Raw genomic sequence first — 26178 nt, 5'->3', positions numbered from 1 at the left:
TTTCTCCTCTCACATGTCATATTGGAAAAAGCCTTTACCTGATTTTTTGCCATACTCACCAGCATCCACCATTTTGACAAGCAGAGGACATGGGCGGAATTTCGGATCTTTGTAGCTCTCGTATAAAACAAGCAATGAATTCAAAATCGTATCAAGCCCAATTAAGTCTCCTGTCGCAAGCGGCCCCATTTTATGGCCGAAGCCCCCGCGGAAAATTTTATCGACATCAGCTGGTGTCGCGACTTGATCTTGCACCGCCCAAATCGCTTCATTGATTGTCAGCATGAGCACACGGTTGGAAACAAACCCTGGAAGATCATGCACCACAACAGGTGTTTTATCAAAGGATTTCAAGAAACCTTTTGCCGTTTCAACTGTTTCATCAGAAGTTGCTTTTCCTCTAATCACCTCAACTAACGCTTTAAGAGGAACAGGGTTCATAAAATGTGCACCAATAACTTTTTCAGGATGATGCATAAGGGACCCTACCTTTGTAATGGAAATGCAGCTCGTGTTTACAAAATAGATGGTTTCTTTCGAACAGATATCTCGCAGCTCTTCATAAATGGGTTTTTTTATCTCCCAATCTTCCGTCACATTTTCAATGACGATATGTGCGTCATGTAAGCCTTCAAATGAAGTCGATAGCTGAATTTGAGACAATACGTCTTCTAAGGACAATGAGATTTTCTTTTTTCTCACAAATTGCACCAATTGATAGGTTTTCTTGATCTTTTCTAGTGCTTCGTTTAGTTTTTCTTCTGTGACATCAACCAATGTGACTTGATAGCCATTTGCTGAAAGGTCTAATGCCATATCAGCCCCCATCACACCTGCTCCAATCACGCCTACGTGCTTCGTGTTCATTTCTCCAACACTCCAATTCGCTTTAAAATAACATTGATTTTTTCTACGACTTCATTTGTTAATGAATGAATAAAAAAGTGATCTCCATCGAATTCAAAAAACGCACAATCTTTGCTTGTATATTGATCCCAATCGTCTAAATCAAACAGCACAGAAGGCAGATCACGAGTACCATAAAAAATAGAAATTGGGCAAGCAGCTGGAACGACTTCATCACACTGATAAGTCTCCAAAAGCTGAAAATCTGCTCTTAAAATCGGCAGAAAGAAATCAAGCACTGCATGGTTATCGGCAAGTTCCTCAGGAACGCCCCCCATCGCAATAATCGCCTCTTTTAATTTGGCATCTGACAGCTGATGATAGACTTTCTTCTCTGGAATATGTGGTGGAAAGCGTCCAGAATAAAAGACATGGCAAGGCTCTTTGTTTAATCTTGTTTTCATTCTTTTTTGTAATTCGTATGCAAGTACAGCTCCCATGCTATGACCGAAAATGGCATAGGGTTCTCCTTCTTTTAAGGAAGAGGACGCCTGTAGATAAAGATCATCTGCGACCTGCTGTAAATTTGTCAGCACAGGCTCTGTCATTCTTGTCCCGTGCCCAGGGAGTTCAAGGGCATGAATTTCTATAGACCGGTCTATATATGATTTCCACTTACTGAATACGGTACTTGCTCCACCTGCGTACGGTAAGCAAAATAACTTCACGACACGCCACACTCCCTTTTGCATTTGATTTTCAACATTTCCAGCCATTTTTTTTCATCTTGGATGATTTGTAGTAAGGAAGCTTTAATGTTGGCTTGGTACCGACTAGACATTTCCCCTGAAAAAAAGAGTTTTGCTGCCTGGTGCCTCGCTTTCTCCCATTCTGCTAAAATACTTTCCATCCATTGAAACAGCTCAGGTAGATCGCCTTTTATGAGTCTCAGTCGATACATCTCTACTTTCTTCGTATTGATGATCTGATTGAAAGATGCTACGAGCTTCTCGATATCATCCCATTGAGGAAACTGTTCATAAAATGTTTCAAGAGCTGTAATTCCTTTTTCGATTGCGTCAATCTGACCATGCATATTTCTCAGGAAATAAGCCGTTTTTTGATCAAATAATTCAGTCGAGACCTTGACCGGATCAAAGTGGAAGGCCGCATAGGAATGGAATTGATCATTCGGCTGAAAATGATCATGAAAGGTATCATACCCTTTCTGCACATCTCCATATGACAGCACTTGATGCTCATACGACAAATTATCTAAATGACGATTCTCTAATACCTGAAAGGTTTGCTGATTTTCATGAAAACCCGTGATTAAAATCGAATGACGGCTATGTGTTGTCAAATACTCTTTTCTACCTCGCTGAACGTAAGGGTCTACCCATACAATCACCGGGCGGTCACGCCTCACATCTTGTTTGACCTTTTCAATGAGATTGGTACAATGCGTCATTTTTTCAACTTGAATGCCCTGTAAATTCATAATCTTTTCTGGATCGTGTGCCGACATCCAGTCAATCTGCAGCAAACCGTCTTCTGTAAGTCCATATGCAAATTGATCATTTAATAAATATGGAGCGACTTCTTGACCATTCAGCTTCACAATTGGAAAAAAGCAATTGAAGAAACAGCTGCGATAAAACAAATCATTATAAGGATGAATGCCTGAAATCTGTTTGACGGTCATCTTCTTGTCCTCTCTTTCCAGCAGTAGATGTCACCATAAATCCTTTGATGAAACCAATCGTACAAAACCAAATGAAAAACAAATAATAAGAAATCGCTAATTCAATGAGAGAAAAAGGTCCCCATACAAAAGTCATTTTCCAAGGCAGTCCCTTAAAGGCTAGTTGCGAAAGAATCATTGGCAGAAGCAATATCCCAATTAGGAGCAGTACCCAGCCGATACTTTTCAGCCATACGCCAAGTGAAATGTGCCTGCGAACCAGAACGCCATTTCTTACACGTTTCCTCCATTTGATAAAACGAACGACTGACACTATTTGCAGCAAAATAAAAAGACATGTGGCTGCCACACTCAATTGATCAATGAGCTGAAATGGATCCATGGATGACTCTGCTTCTTCATTTGTACCAGTCATCGTTTTGGCAATAAGACGTGCCGTTTTCTCTGTGTAGCTGCTATTCATGTTGGCTAACACTCCGATAGCAACGTCTTCTTTTGGCTGGATCAGAAAAAATGATGAATAATTCGGATTAGATCCAGCATGAAATAGTGATTCCACCTGCCCATGTGTTTTTTCTATATACCAGCCGGCATTGTAATAGACATGCTCCCCTTCTTCTGGGACTTTCACAGTTAACTGATCAGGATTTTTTACAAAACGAGACCAAGTTGAATCGGTCAATTGATATTGCAGCCAAGTCCCCACATCCTGATTATTCATCACAATATAGCCTGCAGGGGTGTTGCCACGATATTCTGGTGCTTCATAAGCATGTGGAGCAAGGAAATGCAGTTTAAATCCTTCTGAAACAACACCAGATTTCATGCGTTTTAGCCCAGCTTCTGTTTGGTTAAGATGATGCGTTTTAAACAGTCCTTTCATATATGCCTCATATGACGTTCCTGTCACATTTTCAATGATGAGACCAAGAACATCATAGTTGATGGTGGCATATTCAAAGGAGCTACCAGGCTTGTGATGGAGCTCAATTGATTTCAGTTGATGGACTGTTTTCTTTAGCGCATCTTTTGCATGATCTGGCTGGATAAGCGCAATGGATTGAAAGGGGATGCCGCTTGTGTGATGCATTAATTGCTCCACCGTCAAACGCTGAGGCTTTCCATGGTATGTTGGAAAAAAGCCTGGAATATAGCTGCTCACCGGTTCTTTCAAATGAAGTTTCCCTTGCTTTTCTAACTCCACAATAGCAAGAGCGGTAAACGCCTTTGATGTAGAACCAATTTCAAAGAAAGTACTGGCTGTCACTTTCTTCATTTTCTTTTGATCCGCATAGCCAAACCCTTTTTGGTACACCACTTCGTCTTTTTTCACAACCACAACGGACATGCCGGGAATGCGCCCAAGCTCCATCTGTTCCTCTATCACTTGATCAATGGCTTTAGATGAAATCACTGCTTTTGCATGTGTCCCCCCGGCAAAGCCGCTTATCCATAAGACAGCTAACAAAAATGAAATGTAGATAACATGCTGATTTTTCCTCATGTAAATAATGAATCCATTTCTTCAAGAGACATATCAACTGTTTCAAAATCAGACGGTGTAAATTCGATCCCTTCTTGTTCTAAGCAATGCTGTACCATACGCTCAATTTGCTGTTCTATCTCTTGCAATAGCTGCATCATATCTGTTTCACACAGCTGTTTTTCGCTGAAAGAAAGATGGAAAATCAGCTGACCGCCCTTGATGGTAGCGACCATATCGATGACGGTTGTTAACGGGTTATCCAATGACGAATCTATCCCCGATGTAAAGTAAGACATCTCATAATCAGATGATTGTTTAAGCACCTGATCGATTTCACCTAAATAATTAAACCGTAATTGCGGCGCTGAATGATCAGGAAGCTGCCTATTGATGAATGACAACAGCCCATATTCTGCACCTTTATTCGGCACCTCACGTATCGTTTCTTTGACAGCCCGTATGTGATCTGAGAGAGATTCAGAAACATGAACATTCACAGGATACATGGTGGTGAACCAGCCGCACGTTCTAGATACATCAATATTTTCCTCCACAGCATCTCTGCCATGACCTTCTAATTCCAAAGAAATCCGTTTTTGATTCGTTTGCTGATAACAGGCTTGCGTTAAGGCTGAAATTAACAGTTCGTGAGGCTGCGTTTGGTACGCTTTATTCGCTTGATTGGTCAATTGATCCGTGAGCTCCACTGATAAAGCCTTCGTTAATTTGACTACGTCTTTGACATATCCCTCATTAGAAGAAACTTGATACAGAGGCTGAATACCTTGAACCACATTTTTCCAATAATTGAACGCCTCTTTTACATCTTCTGATACTGCATACTCGTTAACCCGCTCTGTAAATGTTTGATATGAATGAGTTTTTGGCGGAAGCACTTCTGCTGATCCCTTCTCTGCATGAAATAATTGAATCAAATCCTCCACAAGAATTTGCCAAGACATACCATCAACTAAAAGATGATGGGCGGCAAAAATGAGATGTGATTGAGAATCAGTTTGACAAAGCGCTGCCTGAATCAATGGTCCTTGATAAAGATGAGTCCTTTGCTTGATCTGACATCCTACTTCTTGCAGCGCTTCTTCCACATTCTCTTCTGACAATGCCGTAAAATCGTGTATCGTCAGCGGGATATCCTGAATGTTTTCATCATAATAGAGGGTGTTTGTCGCCTCATGTACTTTTAACCTTAATCCGTCGTGATGAATGACCAGCTCTTTTAAAGCACTCTGCACGATTCTTTCATCCATCTTTTTCTTTGAATGAACAATGATAGATTGATGCCAGAAATGTTTATCTTTTAACCGCTGGGACCAAAACCATTCGATGATTGGGATCGATTTCACATCGCCCACAGCCTGTTCTTGTGAGATATGTAAGACTGGTTCCTGCTGAACAACTTGTGCCATTTCTCTAAAAATGGGATAAGTAAATAGATCTTTGGTTTTTAAATAGAGTCCTTTGTCTTTTAACTTCGCAATAAATTGAATCGCCTTTATGGAATCGCCGCCAAGCTGATAAAAATGATCAGCCGGTTCGACCTTTTCATGCCCTAAGATGGCTTTTGCTGTGTCTACTATGATCCCTTCAATGTCCGCTGTTTCCTTCGACCATTCAACAGCTGTTTCCACTTGAGACAACAATGGATCAGGCAGTGCTGCCCGATTGATTTTTCCATTTTGGGTAAGCGGGAGTTCTTTTAATACAACAAAATAGGCAGGTACCATATAAGCTGGCAGCTGATCTGATAATTTCTTCCTTAGTAAAAAGGAGGTTAGCTCTTCATCTTTCAATTCAATATAAGCAGCCATCTGTTTTTCTCCAGATTCATCAGTTAGATCAATGACAGCTGCTTTATCCACTTCATCGATTGCCATAAGCGCAAGTTCGATTTCACCCAGCTCTATCCGGTAGCCCCGAAGCTTGATTTGATGGTCAATCCGGCCAATGTATTCAATCTTTCCATCACTTGCACGTTTCGCAATGTCACCGGTTCGGTACATGCGGCGATGACTTACAAATGGATTGGGCAGAAAGCGTGATTTCTGCAAATCAGGTCTTTGCCAGTATCCTCTTCCAACACCCGCGCCTGAAATATATATTTCTCCTATCGTCCCTGGCAGCACCACTTGCTGATTTTCATCTAAAAGGTAAATCTCTGTATTCGGCATCGGCACTCCAATTGACACCGATGTGCCGCCATCATCTTGATGGAACTGATGGATCATACAGCCAACGGTTGCTTCAGTTGGTCCATATTCATTAAAGATGGATATCCTTCCATCACTTGCCTCAGTAATTCTTTTAGCCAAAGAAGTCGATAATTGTTCTCCTCCTACTATCATCCGTTTAACCACTGACTGAGACAGTGCAGCATCTGTTAACAGTGCCATATGAGCTGGTGTCAGCTTGATCACCTTTGCTTTTTGATCAAACAAAATATGTTCTAATAAAAAGCCTGGCTGATCCTCTTGACGATAGATGACTACTGTACTGCCAATAACCAATGGCGTATAAATGGAGGTAATGGTTAGATCAAATGCAATGGACGAATACAGAGCAAAATGGTCATCTTCTGAATCTGTATAGTTTGTTTTGGCAGACATGATATAGTTCACTAAGCTTTGATGCTCAATCATCACTCCCTTTGGCTGTCCTGTAGAACCAGACGTATAAATCATGTATGCGACGTCTTCATCATCTCCAATGAATGAATGTTCCACATCATACGGATCCAACTGATCCCACACGTTGTAGATATTGTACGTATCACCATTAAAATGGTATGCAGATGCATGATCTGTAAAAAACAGCTTTGCCTGACTGTCATCCAAAATAAACTGAATGCGTTCCTGCGGATACTCAGGATCAATCGGTACATATGCACCTCCAGCCTTTAAAATCCCCAGCAATAGTACAATCAGTTCTGGTGAATGATTCATACATATTGCAACAAAGTCATGTCTCTGTAAGCCATGTGTTTGCAGGAAATGCGCCATTTGGTTGGTTTTTCTCTCAAGTTCACCGTATGTCATGATATGAGAGCCGTCCTGAATCGCGATTCGATCAGGAGAAGTCTTTGACATGTCTGTGATTAATTCATGAATTTTTTGCTTTTGTGGGAATAGCACGCCTGTGTCGTTCCATTGATATAGCTCTCGATGTTCCTCTTCCTCTGTCATAAGCAGTACGTCTTTTAAGAGCTGCTTGGGCTGGGTAAGTATGTTCTCGACAAAGAGAAGCATCCTTTTATGTAGAAAGTTGATGTCTTCATTGCTGTAATCTGAGATTTTGTAGTCATATTGCAGCTCGATTTGCCCTTTTTCATCCCATTCTTTCACAGCTACTTGCAAGCCATATGGCTGGAATCCATTGTAAAGCTCCATGTATTCCACTTTGTATCCTTCCATCTCCTGCACCATATTTGTGCTGTAGGAGTTGATATAGATTTGAAAAAGCTGATCATATCCTGCCTTTGCAAGCTCTAAATCCTTGACAAGTGCATCATAGGGATAACGCTGATGCAGGAAGTAAGTCTTATAGCTTTTTTGAACGTCTGACAAACTTTCTAATAGAGATAAATGAGGGTTCATCTTCATTCGATATGGCATTGTGCTAACGGTCATACCGGACGTGGCTTTTTCCTTTTGCCCGGAACGATTGAGAACTGGCGTCCCAATAATAAAATCTTTTTGCTGGTATCTTTTATGCAAGTAAACGAAGAGTCCTAAAGTAAATAAAGAGTTGATTGAACAATGATGGGTATCTATAAATTCATAGATTCGTTCTGAGAGTTGTCGATCAAGGTAATGGCTCTGCCGATGGCCTTTGATTTGGTCAGTTCCCTGTACCAAATAACTGTCAGACACATCAGATAATGTTTCTTTCCAAAATTGCTGATCTTTTTTAAATCTTGGGGAGTTCATATATTTTGATTCTTTATCAATAAAAACAGAATGATTGTCTGCTTCTTGTTCAATAGAGGAGCTTTGTGTAAGAGCAGTGTAAAGCTGGCTAATTTTATCGATGATTACTTTCATCGACCATCCATCTGCTACTGTATGATGGCATTTGATGAAATAACCGGATTGTTGTTCACCGATTTTTAATACAGCAAATTCGGCGAGAGAGGTTTCTAGTAATTGAAATGGTGTTTTGAAGGCTTTTTCAGCCCATTCCAGCATGTCTTTATGTGTGGAAAACTCATAGGCAGGAATATGATGATCGGCGTTTGGATCAACGTATTGAAGCATCTCATCATCTTTCTCTACTAGCTTGAGACGAAGAGATTCTGTCGTCATGATACATGTTGCAATGGCCTGCTTCAGTTTATCGAGCTGCAACGGCCCATTGACGAAAATAATACCGCCAATATGATTAATTGGTGTTTCTGGATAAAATGTTTCCATGTTCATCACGCGCCGCTGCGGATGTGTTAATGGCCAATATACTAAACTACTAGTCAATTACGCCACCTCTACTTTTCATATAGTTAACATTTCTACGAACTTATTAAATCACATAATGGTATTTTTGTAAATAATTGAGATAAACTGTCTAAATTTGTTCATTTTTTAATCTAGACGCTAGGAAAGCCGACACAGTAAACAGGACAACGTTGATAAAAAAGACGACTCTTGCCCCAAAGAGATCGGTCATGGTGCTCATAACGAGGATGGACATTCCATATATAAAAGTCGATAGTGTATGTTGAGCTGATAGTATTTTAGGCAATTCAATTTGACTCAGTGTATCTTGTACATAGGTACGAATAGAAATACTGCGAAGCTGAAAAGCCGGCCCTAATAAAAAGACAAACAATAAACTCATCCATGCTGAATGATTCAACCCTAAGCAAAGGGTTAGCAGAGCTACGATCACCGAGCTGTAAAAAATGTGATCAAACAAACGCTGTTCCACATGCTTTGCGAACCGCAGCACGAGCAGACCGCCTAGAATGGTTCCGCCAAAATAGCTTGCGTTAATAAAGCCCCACCATGTTTCAGGCTGGTGTAAGACTTCAGTGACATACACAAGAATAATAGCACCAGTCCAGATACTTCTGCCGCTCATGGACAGCATTTCTAAAATCGTTAATGTTCGAATGGTTGGCTTTTCATACATGATCTTCCAGCCTGAAAAGATTCGTGTACCAAATGATTCAGACTGTTGCTCTTGTTTAGCTGCAGCCCCAGTATCAATGATAAAGAGCATAGATATGAGCGACAAACTATATAAAACAAGTGTCGTAATGAGGAGAAACTGCGGTCCAAGAATGCCAATAAACAGCCCTCCTAAAAGCCATCCTAGTAAAAGGACAATTTGGTCAGAAGTTAAGATATAGCTATTGGCTTTTAGTAAAAAGTTCTTTTCTACTAAACGCGGGATCATCGAATTTCGAACAGGAATGGTTCCCCCATCTATCAAAGAAAGGAAAAATACAATGATAAAAAAGAGAGGAATAGTAAATGTTGATAGTTGTAAAATATAAATGAAAATCAAGCAACCGAAGAAAGCAATTTGACACATTTGCAAATAGATAATGAGTCTTTTCAGCTTAAATTGATACATAAAGAAAGGAATGAGTACCGCTCCAAGTGCTTGTCCAACAAACTGGGAGACAGCCACCATTGAAGCAATTAGTGTAGAATTTGTTAATTGGTATGTCAGGATGGTCAGAACGAGGACATATAGTGAATCCCCGAAATTAGCTAGGGATTGTCCCCCTAATAAAAAGTAAAATGATTTGTTTTTCATATTTATCTCCATTTTCTCTTCATTATCACCCATAATAATACATTATTTTCTACACTTCTACTTTTTATAACAATATTTTCATAATTTGATACATTTTTACTAATTTAAAAAACCGCCAAAAGGCGGTTTTTATTTAGTCATATATATGAACAGTCGGTTCTTTGTCTTCAGCATTTTTCGTAATCAAGGCTTCTTGTTGATCAGAAGATGTAATGTTGATTTCAATATTGGTACTCTTGTAGTAATCCATGACTTCACCGGTTAAATATTGTGTGAAGGCTACGACTTCCGTTTTTCCATAGAACTGCATTGGAATTTCGATTTTCATTTTTTGCAGGTTGCCGTTTTTGTAAAAGCCTTTTCCTACAACACCAGTGTAATTCGGGAAGTAGTCTTCGACCTTTGTCTTGAAGCGGTCAAATCGCTCTGAATCATCTTTGTAGCTGCTTTTCGCATTATCTGAAGGGAAGAATACATTCTCCTCATCGATCGTATCCCAATTTCCGATATCAGCGGAGCCTGCTTTCACATCCGTTTTGGCGATAAAGTTACCTGGAACGATAGATGATTTTGGTGCTTGCTTATAAAGGGCAATCATGACAGGCACTTTTTGCAGACCGTCCATTTGACGAATGCGCTTGATCACTTGTTCAGCGATTTTTTCACCCTCTGCCAAAAGTTTCTTTGAATTTTTCGATGAATCGATGGTCACCTCTTGCTGCGGGTCACCGATCTTTTCACGGTAATAATAAACAGAGTTCAGTGCAAGACCAATGACAACTCCGCCAAGCTGTAAGCTGTTTTTATCTTTTCTAATTAAGTAATTATGCTCTAGCATCGAAGCTAAGTAGATGGGACTATTTTCATTTTTAGACTTTGTTGAACCTGAGTTTGGAAGAGCAGGATTCAAGCCTAGATTCTTAAAGTCTTTATCATCTTTTTCTGCCTTTTTCAGATCACTGCCTGTTTTTTTGCGTGCCAGCCAGCTGAGAACGGTGTCCTCATCTAAATGCTGTCCTTCTTGGAAAAGATAGTCGTTTGTATTAAATGACTCTGTTGCAAGACGCATGAGTCCTGTTTCAAATTCATCAATGTCCAAGCGTGTGTTGAGACGCTCCGCTGTTAAACCTCTCGCAGCTCCTTGTTTAAACGGCAGCACCATTTTGTAATAGGAGTCTGAGATATTGTACATCGGGATGATGGCTGTTTCCTTTGTTTCCTTCGTTTCATCCGTTTTTTGTGTGACCTCTTCCTCTTCCTTTCCCCCAAAAGGTGCACACGCTGACAATACCAGTGTGAGCATTGTCAGCAGCAATAACAACTTTTTCAATAGAAAACACTCCTCTTATTTCTTTAGCTCCTCGAGCATTTTAGCTTCGTCCCAAATTTCAATATTGAGTTCTTCTGCCTTTGTCAGCTTACTCCCCGCTGCTTCTCCGGCAATGACTAGGTCTGTTTTTTTACTCACACTGCCTGCCAGTTTGCCGCCTAACGCTTCGATCGCTGCTTTTGCATCGTTTCGCGCCATTTCTTCTAACTTTCCTGTCAGCACAATGGTTTTTCCTGCAAAGTAGGAATCACTTTCTTCTGCTTTTACCGGCTTCGGTCCTGTATAGGTCATATTGACTCCAAGCTCTTTTAGTTCGTTCAGCAGATCGAGTATTTCTTCTTTCTCAAAGTACGTGACGACGGCATCAGCCATTTTTTCACCAATTTCGTCGACTTCAAGTAATTGTTCTTTCGTTGCTTGCTTTAATTGATCGATGTTTTCGAAATGCATCGCCAAGGTCTTTGCCGCTTTTGATCCAATAAATCGAATGCCGAGTCCAAATAGTAAACGCTCAAGAGAGTTTTCTTTCGACTGCTCAATTGAACGCAGTAAATTGTCGACAGATTTTTCGCCCATTCGTTCAAGCTGAATGAGCTCTTCTTTCGTTAAACGGTAAAGGTCGGACACACGAGAGACTAGCTGTTCCTTGAAGAGCTGTGTAATGACCCGCTCGCCAAGCCCATCAATATTCATTGCATTACGGGAAACGAAGTGAATGAGTCCCTCACGTATTTGGGCAGGACATTCTGGATTGATGCATCGCAAGGCCACTTCGCCTTCGATTCGCACCAGCTCACTACGACACTCTGGACATTCAGTTGGCATGTGAAACGGCTTTTCTTCGCCTGTACGCTGATCGACAAGGACACCTGCGACTTCAGGAATAATATCGCCGGCTTTTTTCACAATCACTTGATCAAACAAGCGAATATCCTTTTCTTTGATCAAATCTTCATTATGAAGAGATGCACGCTGCACTGTCGTCCCTGCTACTTTGACAGGCTCAAGAATCGCTGTTGGTGTAATCACGCCTGTTCGCCCGACGCTTAGTTCAATATCAAGCAGCTTCGTTACGACCTCTTCAGCCGGAAACTTGTACGCAACCGCCCAGCGCGGGCTTTTTGCTGTAAAGCCGAGTTCTTCCTGCTGAGCCAGTGAATCGACTTTAATGACAATTCCATCGATTTCATATGAAAAATCGGCACGCTTTACTTTTAATGTTTCAATAAGGTCGATGACTTCTTCGATCGTTTGGCACATCCGTCTTTCTTTGTTTGTTTTAAAGCCAAGTTCGTCGAGAAGATCAAGTCCTGCGCTTTGCGTTTCAACACCAATTTCATCAAGCTCCGCTATACTGTAGACGAATATATCAAGGTTTCGTTTCGCTGCAATTTTCGTATCAAGCTGACGAAGTGAACCTGCAGCCGCATTACGCGGGTTTGCAAACGGCTCTTCTTCGTTTTGTATTCTTTTTTCATTTAATGCTTCAAAAGAAGGTTTTGGCATAAATGCCTCGCCTCTCACTTCAATCGACAGAGGGCGTTTGATTTTAAGCGGGATGGAACGAATCGTTTTGAGGTTTTCAGTAATATCCTCCCCCGTTGTTCCATCTCCGCGTGTCGCTCCTCGGACAAACACGCCATTTTCATAACGGAGAGAAACAGCGAGTCCATCAATTTTCAGCTCGACATTGTATGCGATATCGTCACCGACTGCTTGACGAACCCGGCGGTCAAAATCAAGAAGGTCCTGTTCATTAAACGCATTCCCAAGGCTGAGCATCGGTGTGCCGTGACGCACTTTTTGGAAGGCGTCTAAAACAGCGCCGCCTACTCTTTGTGAAGGAGAATCCGCTGCTTTTAAGTCAGGGTGTTCTTCCTCCAGAGAGATCAGCTCACGCATCCGCGCATCATATTCAGCGTCAGGAACACTTGGACGATCAAGTGTATGATATTCGTAGTTGTATTGATTCAAAATCTGGTGCAGTTCCTCGATCCGGCGTTTCGCTGCTTCTTTATCCATCTGCTTCTTCCTTTCAATTCATCCGTTTTGTCCTATCAGTTTATTGCTTCTCGATTGGTGCAAATGCTGCGAGAAGACGCTTAATGCCTGTAGGGCTTGGGAACGCAATATCAAGCTCTGTGCTGTCTCCGCTGCCTTTCACACTGACAACCGTACCAACGCCCCATTTTTTATGGGCCGCTTTATCGCCCACAGCCCAGCCAATACTGCCGCCGCCTGTGTTTTGAATCGTTTGTGTTTGCGGACGTGAGACAGGTCCCCGTCTTTGCGGTCTTTCTCTTGTTTGGCCAAACGGTGTTTTTGTTTCTTTTTTCTCATTTAGGTTGTCCAATAAATCGGCTGGTATTTCTCGAATGAATCTAGATTCAAGGTTCATGTTTGTCCGGCCGAAAAGTGTTCTCATTTTTGCACTTGATAAATAAAGCTCTTCTTCAGCCCGTGTGATGCCTACGTAAGCGAGGCGGCGCTCTTCTTCCATCTCTGCATCTTCCATTAATGAACGGCTGTGCGGGAAGACACCTTCCTCCATTCCCATTAAGAAAACAACAGGGAATTCTAGACCTTTTGCGGCGTGAAGTGTCATTAAGATGACAGCATCCTGATCTTCTTCTTCATTCTCATCCAGCTTATCAATGTCTGCGACGAGGGCGAGATCTGTTAGGAAGGTCACAAGTGACTTGTCTTCATTTTGTTCTTCAAAGTTCTTAGTGACGGATAAAAACTCGTCAATATTTTCTAAGCGGCTTTGTGCTTCAATCGTTTTTTCGAGCTTCAGCGCTTCACGATAGCCTGTTTTCTCTAGAATTTCTTCTGTTAATTCAGTGACAGATAAATAGTCCTGCATGTTCGTCATTTGATCAATGAGCTGTTTGAATTCATCAAGCGCATTGGCTGCCCGTGCACTCAGTCCAATGAAATCCACCTGACCAAGTGCTTCAAACATAGACAGGTCATTCATCTCCGCATATGCTGCAATTTTATCAACAGATGTCGCACCGATTCCGCGCTTTGGTACGTTGACAATTCGCGCAAAACTAATATCGTCATCTGGGTTTGCCACTAGGCGTAAGTATGCCAAAATGTCCTTGATCTCTTTTCTGTCATAGAACTTCGTGCCGCCGACAATGTTGTATTGAATGTTGGCTTTCATTAACGTTTCCTCTATGACACGAGACTGGGCATTTGTCCGGTAAAGGATCGCAAAATCGGATAATTTGCGCTTTCCGCTCTGATGAAGCTGACGAATCTTTCCTGCGACAAATTGACCCTCACCAAATTCATTATCTGCACGATAATAGGCAATCTTCGCTCCTTCATCATTTTCTGTCCAAAGATTTTTCGGCTTCCGGTTTGCATTGTTTTGAATGACCGTATTTGCGGCATGCAAAATGCGTTTCGTCGATCTGTAATTTTGCTCAAGCAGAATCACTTCACTGGATGGATAATCTTTTTCAAAGGAGAGAATGTTTGTAATATCCGCTCCGCGCCAGCGATAAATAGACTGATCCGAGTCACCGACAACACATATATTTTGAAAGCGCTGCGCGAGCAGTTTCACAAGCATGTACTGTGCTCTGTTCGTATCCTGATACTCATCCACATGAATGTATTGGAATTTCCGCTGATAGTGCTCTAACACTTCAGGAATGCGCTCAAACAGACGAATTGTCATCATAATTAAATCATCAAAGTCGAGTGATTGGTTTTTGAGTAAACGCTTTTGATAATCTGTATAGACATCGCTGACCACTTGATCATAGAAATCACCAGCTGTTTTGGCGTATTCCTCTGCGTCAATGAGTTCATTTTTTGCACTGCTGATTGATCCTAAAATACTGCGCGGGTCGAACTTTTTAGGATCGATATTCCGTTCTTTTAAAATGTTTTTGATGACTGAAAGCTGGTCAGATGTGTCTAAAATAGAGAAGTTGCGATTTACACCAATGCGGTCAATATCACGTCTTAAAATGCGGACACACATGCTGTGGAACGTAGAGATCCAGATGTCATCAGCGCCAGGCCCTAAAATAGCTTGGACACGTTCACGCATTTCACGTGCTGCTTTATTTGTAAATGTAATCGCTAAAATGTTCCACGGAGCCACATGCTTTTCTGCCATTAAGTAGGCAATTCGATGTGTGAGCACCCGTGTCTTCCCGCTTCCTGCTCCTGCCATCAACAATAAAGGACCGTCTGTTGCTTTGACTGCTTCTTTCTGTGCGTCATTCAGCCCTTCTAATAGATGATTCGATATTTCATTCATTCCATTCACCGCCAATTCGAACTTATGTTCTATTTTAACCCGTTTCGTCTTATTTGACTATGATGACTTTTTGACTGCTTCGACTGTCTTTAATGCTTCTTTGAAATTGTCATAAATGACGTTTCCTACAACCACGACGTCTGCATGCTGGGAGAAGTCTTTTGCCTGCTTAGCGTTCTTAATGCCGCCGCCATAAAAAAGAACTGTTTCATCAAGCACTGCTTTTGTTTCTTTGACAAGCTCTATGTCTCCAAGCGTTCCGCTGTATTCCAGATAAAAAATGGGCAGCTTCATCAAATGCTCTGCCACTCTTGCATATGCCCTGACGTCATCGATATCCAGCGCTGTATTTGCCTCTGTGAGCTTGGCCGCTTTACAATCTTCATTTAAGATGACATAACCTTCAGGCACAATCTCTTCCATTGACATCAAATCACCGAATTCCTTCATCGCGTCTTTATGAAGCCCAACAATCCAGTCAGGGTGAGAGCTGTTTAAGACGGTTGGGATGAAATACAGATCAAAGCCAGGCACAATCATCTCATGTGTAGAGATTTCGAGCACACATGGCACTAGAAACCGGCGGACTTTTGACATCAATTGAAGCACGTTGTCCTCTGTCACATGATCACTTCCGCCAATCAATATGGCATCCGTCCCAGATTCGCAAATCGCTTCTAGCTGTTCATCAGAAATTTCTTTATTTGGATCGAGTTTAAAGACATGCTTCCACTCGGTAACATCATACATGAAAAACGTTCCTCCATTCGTTTCATTCCATTTAAATATTATAACAAAATCAGTGTCTGCAAAAAATGGGTAACCTCCTTTAGCTAAAAGTTTCATTCTTTTGAAAATGGGTGATTGTGACTTTACATAAAATTGCTGGAGAATAGATAAAAAATCCACTAGAAGAGGAGCTGAAAGAGGTTGATATTTTGGCACTTTGTCACATGCTATTATACAATAAAGGAATATTTTACTATAGATTTAAAAACCATCTATTGAGCAGAGGTGATTCAGTTGAAAAGAACGATTACATATGAACAAAATATAGACATCGGATACATCTATATCACCCCGCAAGCGGAGCATATGAAAATCAAAGAAACCATTGAATTAGATGTCAATGAATGTGTCAATGTAGATATCGATCAAGAGGGCCGAGTGGCTGGCTTGGAGTTATTTGCACAAGAATCCGAAGTGCTGCGGAACGTACCGGTTTATGAGGATGAGCTTTCTTTACGTTTGACGGATCAGGAAATTCTCTCAACCTATCAACTGTCAGGCGTTGAATTCCAATTCTCAACACCTGATCACAATGAGCTGATCGGTTTTACTATTGTCGATCCTCTTCGCTATAACATCACAAGAAAAAAACCGTTTTGATCTTTCAAAACGGTTTTTTCAAACTATTGTCTCACTTCATTAAAATAATGGACGGATGTCATGGCCCCTTCGTCGACCATTTTGTTGTCTTGGATATCTAATGGATCTGGGTGGCCGGCTTTTTCAGGAATCTTTTCATCTGACCGGAACATGCTTGCCCATTTTTTCAGATGCTGTTTATTTTTTACCGCTAATAACACAGCTCCTCCAACCCCTAATCCTGCAAGTACATACGCATTTGGACGCTTATTCATGTATGTTCCCTCCCCTTATGATCTTATTTGTAAGTTACCCCGCCTTTTCATTTCTAAACGTCACAATATGCTGGTGTGGTTTCTCTTTCATTAAAAAGTGGAATAACAACAGCAATGAAAGAGAAAAGAGGGGATCTTCGTGACAACAACTTTAATTGTCATCGGCGCATTGCTAGTCATTTGTTTGATCATCCCAATCATTCTATTGATCTGGATTTGGATGAGGGATGAAAAACAAGAGGAACATTCAGTTCTGCGAAATTATCCGGTCATTGGAAAGCTGCGGTTTATCTTTGAAAAAATAGGACCTGAGCTTCGCCAATATCTGTTTCTGAATGACCGAGAGGAGCTGCCCTTCTCAAGAAGAGAATACGAGCAGGCGGTCATGTCTGGGAAGTACAAAAGCCGGACGATGGGCTTTGGATCAAAACGTGATTTTGACAAGCCAGGCTATTACATTCGAAACGTCCTGTTTCCAAAGCAGCGAGATGAACTACGAATCGATCAATCAGAAAAAATCAAAACAAAAGTGTATCAGATTGATCAAGACAATTTACTGCGAAGAAGTGAACATTTCAAAGAAGTCGAAGCAAATCCTTACTTTCTCCATCAAGAGGATGTACAAGTCATTGGCGAACACACATGTCAAAAGCCTTTTCATGTGAAAGGACTGATCGGTCAATCTGCCATGAGCTACGGCTCCTTAGGCGACAGGGCGATTACAGCTCTATCCTCAGGATTAAAAATGGCCGGCGGGACGTGGATGAACACAGGTGAAGGCGGGCTTTCTCCTTATCACCTCAAAGGCGGCGCAGATATCATTTGCCAGATTGGGCCCGGTTTATTTGGCGTTAGAACAGAGGATGGCGCATTTTCCTTTGAAGAATTCAAGAAAAAAAGCGAACACGAGGAAGTCAAAGCCTTTGAACTCAAGCTGGCACAAGGAGCAAAAACACGCGGCGGTCATATTGACGGCGAAAAGGTGACGGAAGAAATAGCGAATATCCGTAAATTACCGCCTCACCAATCCATTGACAGCCCAAACCGCTTTGAGATGTTTCACTCCATTCCTGACATGTTTGATTTCATTGAACAGCTGCGAAGCATAGGCGGAAAGCCAGTTGGAATCAAACTTGTTGTCGGACATAAAGAAAATATTGAAGAGCTTGCCAGCTATATGAAAAAAAGCGGAAAACACCCTGATTTCATTACAGTGGATGGCGGAGAAGGCGGTACAGGGGCGTCCTTTCATGAATTGGCAGATTCCGCAGGGCTTCCGATTTTCACGGCACTCCCCATGGTTCATCAAATATTGAAAGAATACGGTGTCAGAGATCAAGTGAAGCTCTTTGCTTCTGGCAAGCTTCTCTCGCCTGATAAAATTGCGATTGCCCTTTCAATGGGAGCTGACTTTGTGAATATTGCCAGAGGTCTCATGTTTTCAGTTGGATGTATTCGCGCCCAAGTCTGCCACACGAATAAATGCCCAGTCGGGGTCGCCACGACTGATCCAAAGCTGCAAAAGGGTTTATCAATTGAAGAAAAAAAATACCGAGTGTGCAATTATATCCTGTCTCTTAGAGAAGGTTTGTTTAACTTATCCGCAGCTGCGGGAATAGAATCGCCTATTCATTTTAATGAAAAACATATTATTTTTAGACAAGAGAATGGTGAAACAAGCGAAGTGCCGATGTTCTCAGGCACACAGCCATCTGTCTAGCTCGAAAAGGTGCGGAAACGCACCTTTTTTTATTGACATTTTCGTATAAAGTAAGCAAGCAGTAGAGTTTAAGGAAATCATCTCAAGCGAAGATGGCATTTCCTATGAGGGAGAAAAGATGGTTTATGGGCGAGCTAAAGTAAAAAACAGGGGCACTTTATCAGCCCCTGCCCGCCTTTTCATAAAAAAACTGCAAACAAGTCCATTTTTCGTAAAAAGGATTGTTTACAGTGAAAGCTGCTTTATTTTGTTTCGTTATTTTCCTGCTGTTCTGCTACGCGGTCAAGAGCCATCGTATAGGCATCGTTTCCGTAGTTCAAGCAGCGTTTAACACGTGAGATAGTTGCAGTGCTTGCACCTGTTTCCGTCTCAATTTTATGATACGTGTTTCCCTCGCGAAGCATACGCGCTACTTCAAGACGCTGTGATAAAGATTGGATTTCATTGATGGTACATAAATCATCAAAGAATCGATAACATTCTTCCAGGTCTTTAAGGGATAAGATGGAGTTGAATAACTGATCTAAGCTTTTGCCCCTTAATTTATCAATTTGCATCTTAATACATCTTCTCCTTTACTATTGCCACACCGCTTCGCACGATCTTCTTCTAAGAAAGCGGTATCTTTCCTGACTAATTTTTTTTAAACCTTAGCAATGAGCTTTGAACAGATCTTGACAGGTTTGGTTCTACGCTGAAAATGCCGTCAGGTTCTTTCGTAAGCCGAAGCTTCTTTATCGTAAACAAATTCGACAAGTTCTGTCATTTTCCTTGTATGACAATCTGACAAACTTGTTTGCTTTCGGTATAAAGATGACTTCTGCTTGGTTAGGTCTTCTGCCCTCATATACAGGCTTTGCAGAAAGCTCGGCGAGACCACAAATATGCGCCCCGCCTTGCTCGGGTTATTCAAAATATGTTGGCCGGTCAGCGTAACCGGCAAATTCATTTTACAATTAGAGTACTTCATTCGTCATGTCAAAGCCCTCTGCTTTGTCAACAGCTCCACATAAGATCATGATCACTTACATGGCAGTGAAGAGAACCACTGGCTCACTTCTGCCCTATAACAGCAGTCAGAAATGCGGCAAAGATGATACAGCTCCACTCTGTTATATTTTAACGCATTATAGACGGAAAGAGTACAGTTTTTTTCATGACATCAAATATTCCTCTTGGTGTCACTCGAATATACGGCAAATGTGTACTTTGGAAAAAGACAAGTGTATCAATTGGACAGTCAAATGGATAGCCGCGCTCAATGAGCAGCTCGCGTAATGTTTGTTCCTGCTGAAGAACAGTCTCAAACGGTTCAGCCGATGCACAGCCTGATAATTGCAGCGGGATTTCGTGCAAAATTTTCCCGTTCTCTGTGAGGACGATTCCCCCGCCAATTTCTTTCATCCGCTTATGTGCCAGCATCATATCTTCTTTATTTTTCCCGATCACTAAAATGTCACCCGTGAGCGAAAATGAGCTGACAAAGCCCTGCACTTTATTTGCGAACCCTTTTAGCATCGTATTCACACGCCACTCGCCTTTTCGGTCAATCAGGCTAAAGAAGCTTTGATCATGGTCACATGACAGCTGGTTGATTGAGTTATCAATTTCCACTGTATAAGGCTCCATAATAACGGCATTTCTCATCTTCACACCTAGCGGCATAGAGAATTGCAAATCACTCATCGTGAGGTCGTAGCTTAAATCTAATGGAAGAAGCCCGCCATTTTCCCATTTTGTTTCTTGGAATTGATGCTGGTTCTCGCCATCTAATTTGAGAATAACCCCTTTAGATATCACCGTTTCAGGATTTGGGTTCATTGGATCGTCTAAAATATTTATAGAAGCCAGCCGGCCTGGGCCGACAACGCCTAATAAGTCATCAATTTGATGGTATTTTGCAATGTTAAATGTCGCCATATTATACGCATCAATGATCGGCACGCCTTCTTCAAGGGCGATCGAAATCAAGCGGTTAATCATGCCTTCCTCATAAAAGTGAGGAGCAGCACCATCTGTTGTATAGAAAAAGTGGTCATAGTGTCTAAAATCACGCTCATGCAATTCTCTTAAAATATTCACTAAATCTGGGCGGATGGAAGAATGCCGCAATGAAACATGATAGCCAAGGGACAAGCGTTTTAACACATCGTCCGCATTCATCGCTTCATGATCACTGTCCGCGCCAAACAGCTTCATTTTTGTTAGCGTTTTCTCAGAAGCTCCTGGGAAATGCCCTTCAATTCGTTTTCTCTGCTTCTTCGTTTCTTGCATGCAATATAAAATGAGATCATCACCGTCCATCAATCTTGGCCAGCTTGTTAATTCGCCGCCTTGGAGGACGTCAGGATGATCAATCCATTCCTTCCGGTAGTTGACTGGCAGCATCTCATCTTCATATCTGACTTCCGTTTGAAGATCGTATCTGGACCACCAGAAATACTGAAATGGCTGCTTTTTTAATTCACATAGAGTGGAAAGCGCTTTCTTTTCATTGCTTTGCAAAAGAAGAAATAAGTTATCGCTGACCATCGTTGTTGTGCCAAATTGAGACACATATTCTGCAAGTGATTGGGGATTATAAATATGGAACGGATGCGCGTGAGGCTCTATATACCCAGGCACAATGTATTTCCCTTCACAATCAATCACACGTTTAGCTGATTTATTTTGAGGAAGCTCTGCTCCGACATAAACAATTCGATCATCATGTATCCAAATATTTGCCTTCACCCATTGCTTTAAAAACGGGTTAAGCACGAGTCCATTCGTTAAAAGGAGTGTTGGAACTATTTTTGAGTCGACTACATCGATTTGTGTGCGGATGTCATTGTTTCTCCAATTAAAAGTACGTTCGGACATTCACATACTCTCCTTCATTTGTATTAGCCCTATCGTAACATAACGAACTACGTTACGCATTAATGAAACGTTACAATTTCTTGAAATCACACTTAAAATAATTTAAAAAAGGAGATTCACCTTCAATGAAACCTAATCTCGGCTTAATGGAAGCGCTCATTAGAATTGCCTGCGGAATGACAATATGTACTGTGGCTGGATCCTTATATGCTAGAAAACCATGGAGTAAAATGCTGCTTTTGGGCATCATGTTTGGCGGTATGAAACTGGGATCTGGCATTCTTCGTTTTTGTCCAGTGACATACATGTGTGAGCAGCAGGACACACATAAAGAGAAGGCTGAGTAGGCAGCCTTCTTTTTTTGTGATCATTTTCATCTCATTCCGCTGCTTCACACCATTCTACAATTGTACCTGCAATAATTTCTGCTGCTTCAATCACATGTTCAATGTCGATGGATTCATTCGGAAAATGGGCAAGCTCCGTTGTTCCAGGTCCAAACACGATGATCGGAATACCAGCCGCCTGTGACAGTAATCCGCCGTCCGTTCCCCAAGGGGCGGCTTCGATCTTCGGCGGCTGCTTCATGACCGCTTCATATTGTTCCTTCAATAAACCTAAAAGCGGATGATCCGTATCGATTGAACCCGGAAGCCATCTTGCACCAAACCATTCGACCTCAACAGGATGCTCTTGAAACCATTCATCTTTTTCTCCGAGTCCTGCCATCCAATTTTCTAATTCCTTCTCTGCCTGTTCTACCGTTTCACCCGGCATCACCCCGAGCCTGCCTTCCATTGTGACAAGGTCTGCTACGGAGGATGGCCAATCACCGCCTTGAATTTTCCCGATATTGATTGGGATCGGGATTGGGATATGCTGAAACAGCGGCTCAGTGATTCGCTGATTTCTTTCTTCTTCAAGTGCCGCTATATGTGAAAGGACCATCGTGCTCTTTTCAATAGCAGAAACGCCGTGATATCTTGTTCCGCCATGAGCAGCCCTTCCTTTAATATGCAGTCTGAACCATTTAGATCCTTGCTGAATCGGAAAGATTTTCATATGACTTGGCTCTGGAATGATGGCTGCATCTGCTGTATATCCTCTCAGTATGGCTGCAAGGGTGCCTGCGCCGCCGCTCTCTTCTTCGACAACACTATGAAACACGACATCTCCCTTCAGCGGAATCTGAAGCGCATGCAGTGCTTCAAGTGCAAAGAGTAAAGAAACGTTTCCACCTTTCATATCTGTTGCCCCGCGTCCATAAAGTCTCCCGTTTATGATATGCCCGCTGTAGGGCGGATATGTCCATTGTTTGTGATCACCTGCCGGGACAACATCGACATGCCCATTTAATAAAATAGATTTGCCGCCCCCTTTTCCTTTCAATCGTCCGGCGACATTAGGACTTCCTTTAAAGGAACGTCTCGGGGAATAAAAATACGGGTGGTTCAGCAAGTCATCCCCGCCAATGTCCCATACGTCAACATCAAAGCCAATGGCAGAAAGCTTATTTGCTACGATTTGCTGTACTTCTTGCTCATTTCCTTGTGTGCTGTCACATTGCACCATTTGCTGAAGAAGCGTCACGGCTTCCTCCTTATGTTCTTTCATCCAGTTTCTGATACGTGTGGTTGGCTGCAAAGTCGGTCATCCTTTCTACACAACAGATTTGACATCAGGCGCTAAAATGAGCGGCGCCTCTGTCGCCCTCATGACATCTTCCGGCTGAAACGGCGGCATGACTTCACGCAAAATGAGTAGCTGTGATTTGACCTCAATGACTGCCATATCCGTAATAATCAGATCTACACAAGACTTAGCAGTTAAGGGCAGCGTGCAGGCTGCTTTTATCTTAGATTGTCCATGTTTATCAAGGTGGCTCATCACGACCACCACCTTTTTCGCTTTTTGCGCAAGTTCAATGGCTCCACCCATACCCGGCACTCGTTTCCCTGGCACAATCCAATTGGCAAGATCCCCATGACTGCTGACTTCAAGTGCACCTAAAATGGTCATATCCAGCATCCCTTTGCGAATGATGCCAAAAGCGGTTGTGCTGTCCATATATGATCCGCCTTTTGTTAACGTAATGGGAAAACCCCCGGCATTGCACAAATTCGGATCTTCTTCCCCTTGTGCTGGTGAAGCGCCTGCCCCCATAATGCCGTTTTCTGCATGCAGCCAAACGTTGTAATGCGCTGGAATGTAATCAGCCGCAAGGGTTGGGATTCCGATCCCAAGATTCACAATCATGCCATCTTCAATTTCCTGTGCCGCGCGTTTGGCTATGCGGTGTCTTAAATCGATGTCTCCCATGCCCATGTCCAGTTCACTCCTTTTGATTGCACGATCTGGTTCACAAATACGCCTGGTGTGACGATTTCCTCTGGATGAAGCCCGCCCACAGGCACAATCTCTTCTACTTCCGCAATGGTCCAGTCTCCTGCCATCGCCACAATCGGGTTTGTATTCCGTGCACTTTTATCAAAAATCAGGTTGCCTGCTTCATCTGCTTTGAGGGCATTCACAATCGCGATATCCGCGGTCAGTGCAGGCTCAAGAATATACTTCTTTCCATCCAGCTGAACCAATTGTTTCTCATCAAGATTGAGGCTATCCATGCCGACATCTGTCACAATGCCCGCTAAACCCATCCCCCCTGCCCTGATCTTTTCTGCTAGGATGCCCTGCGGGTAAAAAAGAACGTCTAGTGTATCTGCCTGCATTTTCTGCCCGGCAATTGGATTTGAGCCAATATGAGAGGCAATGATTTTCTTCACTCTTCCTTCTGTGATCAGCCTGCCAACACCGATTTGCGGGAAGCCTGCATCGTTTCCGATCAATGTCAGGTCTTTAATATTGGCTTCTAGGATGGCATCGATCAATGATGGCGGGGACCCCACACCGCCAAACCCGCCAAACATAATGGTCATTCCGTCTCTAAAATGCGTGATGACTTGATCTAAGTTCGCTGTTTTGTTCATCATCTTTCCTCCCTACATGGCAGATGGGAAAAACCCTCGATTGATGACTTCTTGCTCGACCTGCGTCATTGTCTGCCCGAATAAATGAATCAGTTCATCCATCTCCTGCTGCGTAATGGAAAGCGGCGGTGCGATCATGACCGCTGCACCTCCTACACCATCCTCTCCAGCGCTTGCTGGGTAAACAAGCAAACCATTTTGCTTGGCCGTCTCCACAACTAAATGTGTCATTTGAGCATGAGCAGGAAATGGTGTTTTCGATAATCGGTCTGCGACAAATTCAATGCCAATGAGCAGCCCCTTTCCTCTCACATCTCCTATGATGGAATGATTTGTTTGCAAATCCTTTAAAGCATTCATTAAATATCGGCCAGACAGATCAGCCCGTTCTGAAAGCTGGTGTTTTTTCATATATCGAATGACAGCCAGTGAGACGGCTGCTGAAAGCGGATTGCCGCTATAAGTGTGGCCTGCCATCACAGAGCCCGAACCGCTGAGAATCGGTGCAATCACATGATCCGCTGAGACAGCTGCCGCAATCGGTGAATAGCCGGCGCTCATGCCTTTTCCGAGTACCATAATATCTGGTACGACGCCCCAATGTTCCATGGCAAACATTTTCCCAGTTCGTCCAAAGCCTGTCATGACTTCATCTGCAATCATTAAAATATCGTTTTCCTCACAAACTCGCTTCATCGCCGCAAAATATCCATCTGGCGGAACAAGCGCCGCGCCCGCTGCTCCAACAATCGGCTCTGCAATAAAAGCCGCAATCCTCTCTTTTCCTATACGCTGGATGACGGTTTTAAATTCCTGTACATACCATTCGACCTGCTTGCTTTCTTCCTTTGGCAGCCACGAACGATAGCTGTATGGCGGAGACAGCACCGGGTGTTTTTCGAGCAGTGGTTCAAAGCGCTCTCTCCTTGCAATATGTCCTGACATCGACAGCGCACCGAGTGTGATGCCGTGATAACTCATCCATCTTGAGATGATGTGATTCTTCTCAGCCTTCCCCTGCTCCTGCCAATGCTGAATGGCTATTTTCATGGCGGTTTCTGTTGCCTCTGATCCGCTTCCGACAAAAAAAGACCAGTTCAGGTTCCCTGGGCAGAGTGTACTCAATTCATAGGCAAGTTCTTCTGCTGGTTCATTTGTGAATTGTGACCTGTACGTAAAGCTCACCTTTTCCGCTTGCTCTGTCATGGCATCAATGATGTCTCGTATGCCATGTCCAATACTCGCCGTGACAGCACCCGATGAGCCGTCTAAATATTTTTTCCCGTCCCGATCATATAAATAAATCCCCTCTCCTTTCACAGCCACAGGATAATGCTGATTCAACATTGGTTTGATTAAGTAATCCCGGGTCTCCACTTTGTCATTCCTCCCTCTCTCGTCAGCAGCTGCATCTTTCTTTTTTCATGAATCGCAAGAAAATTTTGTATACTTGTTATAAGATTAGCTTAATCAAGAGGGCAGTCATCCTCCATTCGCCACATGCCCGAATTTCACACGCATTTTTTATACATCGTGTAT

Annotated in this window: 20 protein-coding genes; 3 read left to right on the top strand and 17 right to left on the bottom strand. The window is 42.5% G+C overall.

Going from position 1 to position 26178, the window contains the following annotated elements; all coding sequences use genetic code 11:
- Positions 1 to 9: 9 nt before the first annotated feature.
- The 10 genes from H7F25_RS01755 to H7F25_RS01710 form a co-directional block, all read right to left on the bottom strand.
- Entirely contained in the window at positions 10 to 867 is an 858-nt protein-coding gene (locus H7F25_RS01755; protein ID WP_024424537.1) for a 3-hydroxyacyl-CoA dehydrogenase family protein, read from the bottom strand.
- A complete protein-coding gene (locus H7F25_RS01750; RefSeq protein WP_056767853.1) occupies positions 864 to 1574 on the bottom strand; it encodes a thioesterase II family protein in 711 nt (236 codons plus the stop codon). Before H7F25_RS01750 ends, H7F25_RS01755 begins: the two co-directional genes overlap by 4 nt.
- Positions 1571 to 2551, bottom strand: coding sequence for a C39 family peptidase (locus H7F25_RS01745; RefSeq protein ID WP_151040292.1), 981 nt, complete (start codon positions 2549 to 2551; stop codon positions 1571 to 1573). The genes H7F25_RS01750 and H7F25_RS01745 overlap by 4 nt, the downstream gene beginning before the upstream one ends.
- Positions 2514 to 4055, bottom strand: coding sequence for a serine hydrolase domain-containing protein (locus H7F25_RS01740; protein ID WP_185854157.1), 1542 nt, complete (start codon positions 4053 to 4055; stop codon positions 2514 to 2516). The genes H7F25_RS01745 and H7F25_RS01740 overlap by 38 nt, the downstream gene beginning before the upstream one ends.
- Positions 4052 to 8521, bottom strand: coding sequence for a non-ribosomal peptide synthetase (locus H7F25_RS01735; protein ID WP_185854156.1), 4470 nt, complete (start codon positions 8519 to 8521; stop codon positions 4052 to 4054). The genes H7F25_RS01740 and H7F25_RS01735 overlap by 4 nt, the downstream gene beginning before the upstream one ends.
- A gap of 91 nt (positions 8522 to 8612) precedes the next feature.
- Positions 8613 to 9812: an MFS transporter gene (locus H7F25_RS01730; RefSeq protein ID WP_024424533.1), complete on the bottom strand. Its 1200-nt coding sequence runs from the start codon at positions 9810 to 9812 to the stop codon at positions 8613 to 8615.
- Positions 9813 to 9945: 133 nt separating this feature from the next.
- Positions 9946 to 11115: a CamS family sex pheromone protein gene (locus H7F25_RS01725; protein WP_224427106.1), complete on the bottom strand. Its 1170-nt coding sequence runs from the start codon at positions 11113 to 11115 to the stop codon at positions 9946 to 9948.
- Between the two features lie 42 nt (positions 11116 to 11157).
- Entirely contained in the window at positions 11158 to 13164 is a 2007-nt protein-coding gene (gene ligA / locus H7F25_RS01720) for an NAD-dependent DNA ligase LigA (RefSeq protein WP_025092635.1), read from the bottom strand.
- A 40-nt stretch (positions 13165 to 13204) separates the two neighbouring features.
- Positions 13205 to 15427 (bottom strand): DNA helicase PcrA, encoded by a 2223-nt coding sequence (pcrA, locus tag H7F25_RS01715; RefSeq protein ID WP_024426683.1) that lies wholly within the window; start codon positions 15425 to 15427, stop codon positions 13205 to 13207.
- Positions 15428 to 15484: 57 nt separating this feature from the next.
- Positions 15485 to 16177: a heptaprenylglyceryl phosphate synthase gene (locus H7F25_RS01710; protein WP_044335900.1), complete on the bottom strand. Its 693-nt coding sequence runs from the start codon at positions 16175 to 16177 to the stop codon at positions 15485 to 15487.
- A 273-nt stretch (positions 16178 to 16450) separates the two neighbouring features.
- Between H7F25_RS01710 and H7F25_RS01705 the strand changes: the two genes are divergently transcribed.
- The gene (locus tag H7F25_RS01705; protein WP_034667492.1) at positions 16451 to 16816 is read left to right on the top strand and encodes a DUF2283 domain-containing protein; all 366 of its coding nucleotides are present in this window, start codon (positions 16451 to 16453) and stop codon (positions 16814 to 16816) included.
- A 23-nt stretch (positions 16817 to 16839) separates the two neighbouring features.
- Here the strand turns inward: H7F25_RS01705 and H7F25_RS01700 are convergent, their stop codons facing one another.
- Entirely contained in the window at positions 16840 to 17070 is a 231-nt protein-coding gene (locus H7F25_RS01700) for a hypothetical protein (RefSeq protein WP_003214314.1), read from the bottom strand.
- Positions 17071 to 17209: 139 nt separating this feature from the next.
- Between H7F25_RS01700 and H7F25_RS01695 the strand changes: the two genes are divergently transcribed.
- Positions 17210 to 18790, top strand: a complete 1581-nt coding sequence (locus tag H7F25_RS01695; protein ID WP_024426687.1) for an FMN-binding glutamate synthase family protein — start codon at positions 17210 to 17212, stop codon at positions 18788 to 18790.
- Positions 18791 to 19032: 242 nt separating this feature from the next.
- On the opposite strand, the gene H7F25_RS01690 is transcribed toward H7F25_RS01695, so the two are convergent.
- Both H7F25_RS01690 and H7F25_RS01685 read right to left on the bottom strand, forming a co-directional pair.
- The gene (locus H7F25_RS01690) at positions 19033 to 19347 is read right to left on the bottom strand and encodes a YerC/YecD family TrpR-related protein (protein ID WP_024424524.1); all 315 of its coding nucleotides are present in this window, start codon (positions 19345 to 19347) and stop codon (positions 19033 to 19035) included.
- A 562-nt stretch (positions 19348 to 19909) separates the two neighbouring features.
- Positions 19910 to 21652, bottom strand: coding sequence for an adenine deaminase C-terminal domain-containing protein (locus tag H7F25_RS01685; protein WP_025092632.1), 1743 nt, complete (start codon positions 21650 to 21652; stop codon positions 19910 to 19912).
- A gap of 125 nt (positions 21653 to 21777) precedes the next feature.
- Here H7F25_RS01685 and H7F25_RS01680 point away from each other — a divergent pair, with 125 nt between their 5' ends.
- Positions 21778 to 21999, top strand: a complete 222-nt coding sequence (locus tag H7F25_RS01680; protein ID WP_024424522.1) for a YgaP family membrane protein — start codon at positions 21778 to 21780, stop codon at positions 21997 to 21999.
- Between the two features lie 31 nt (positions 22000 to 22030).
- Here H7F25_RS01680 and H7F25_RS01675 read toward each other — a convergent pair whose 3' ends face one another.
- From H7F25_RS01675 to H7F25_RS01660, 4 genes are read right to left on the bottom strand one after another with little or no spacing between them, the layout of a single operon-like run.
- Entirely contained in the window at positions 22031 to 23296 is a 1266-nt protein-coding gene (locus H7F25_RS01675; protein ID WP_185854155.1) for a peptidase, read from the bottom strand.
- Positions 23297 to 23311: 15 nt separating this feature from the next.
- Entirely contained in the window at positions 23312 to 23977 is a 666-nt protein-coding gene (locus H7F25_RS01670; RefSeq protein WP_024424520.1) for a 3-oxoacid CoA-transferase subunit B, read from the bottom strand.
- Entirely contained in the window at positions 23953 to 24639 is a 687-nt protein-coding gene (locus H7F25_RS01665; RefSeq protein ID WP_084096353.1) for a CoA transferase subunit A, read from the bottom strand. Before H7F25_RS01665 ends, H7F25_RS01670 begins: the two co-directional genes overlap by 25 nt.
- 12 nt (positions 24640 to 24651) lie before the next feature.
- Complete coding sequence (locus H7F25_RS01660; protein ID WP_039176960.1) at positions 24652 to 26016, bottom strand: aspartate aminotransferase family protein; 1365 nt, start codon at positions 26014 to 26016, stop codon at positions 24652 to 24654.
- Positions 26017 to 26178 lie beyond the last annotated feature (162 nt).

The organism is Bacillus sp. PAMC28571, assembly GCF_014250435.1.
Lineage (GTDB): Bacteria > Bacillota > Bacilli > Bacillales > Bacillaceae > Bacillus > Bacillus safensis.
This window is presented reverse-complemented; position numbering and strand designations above follow the sequence as displayed.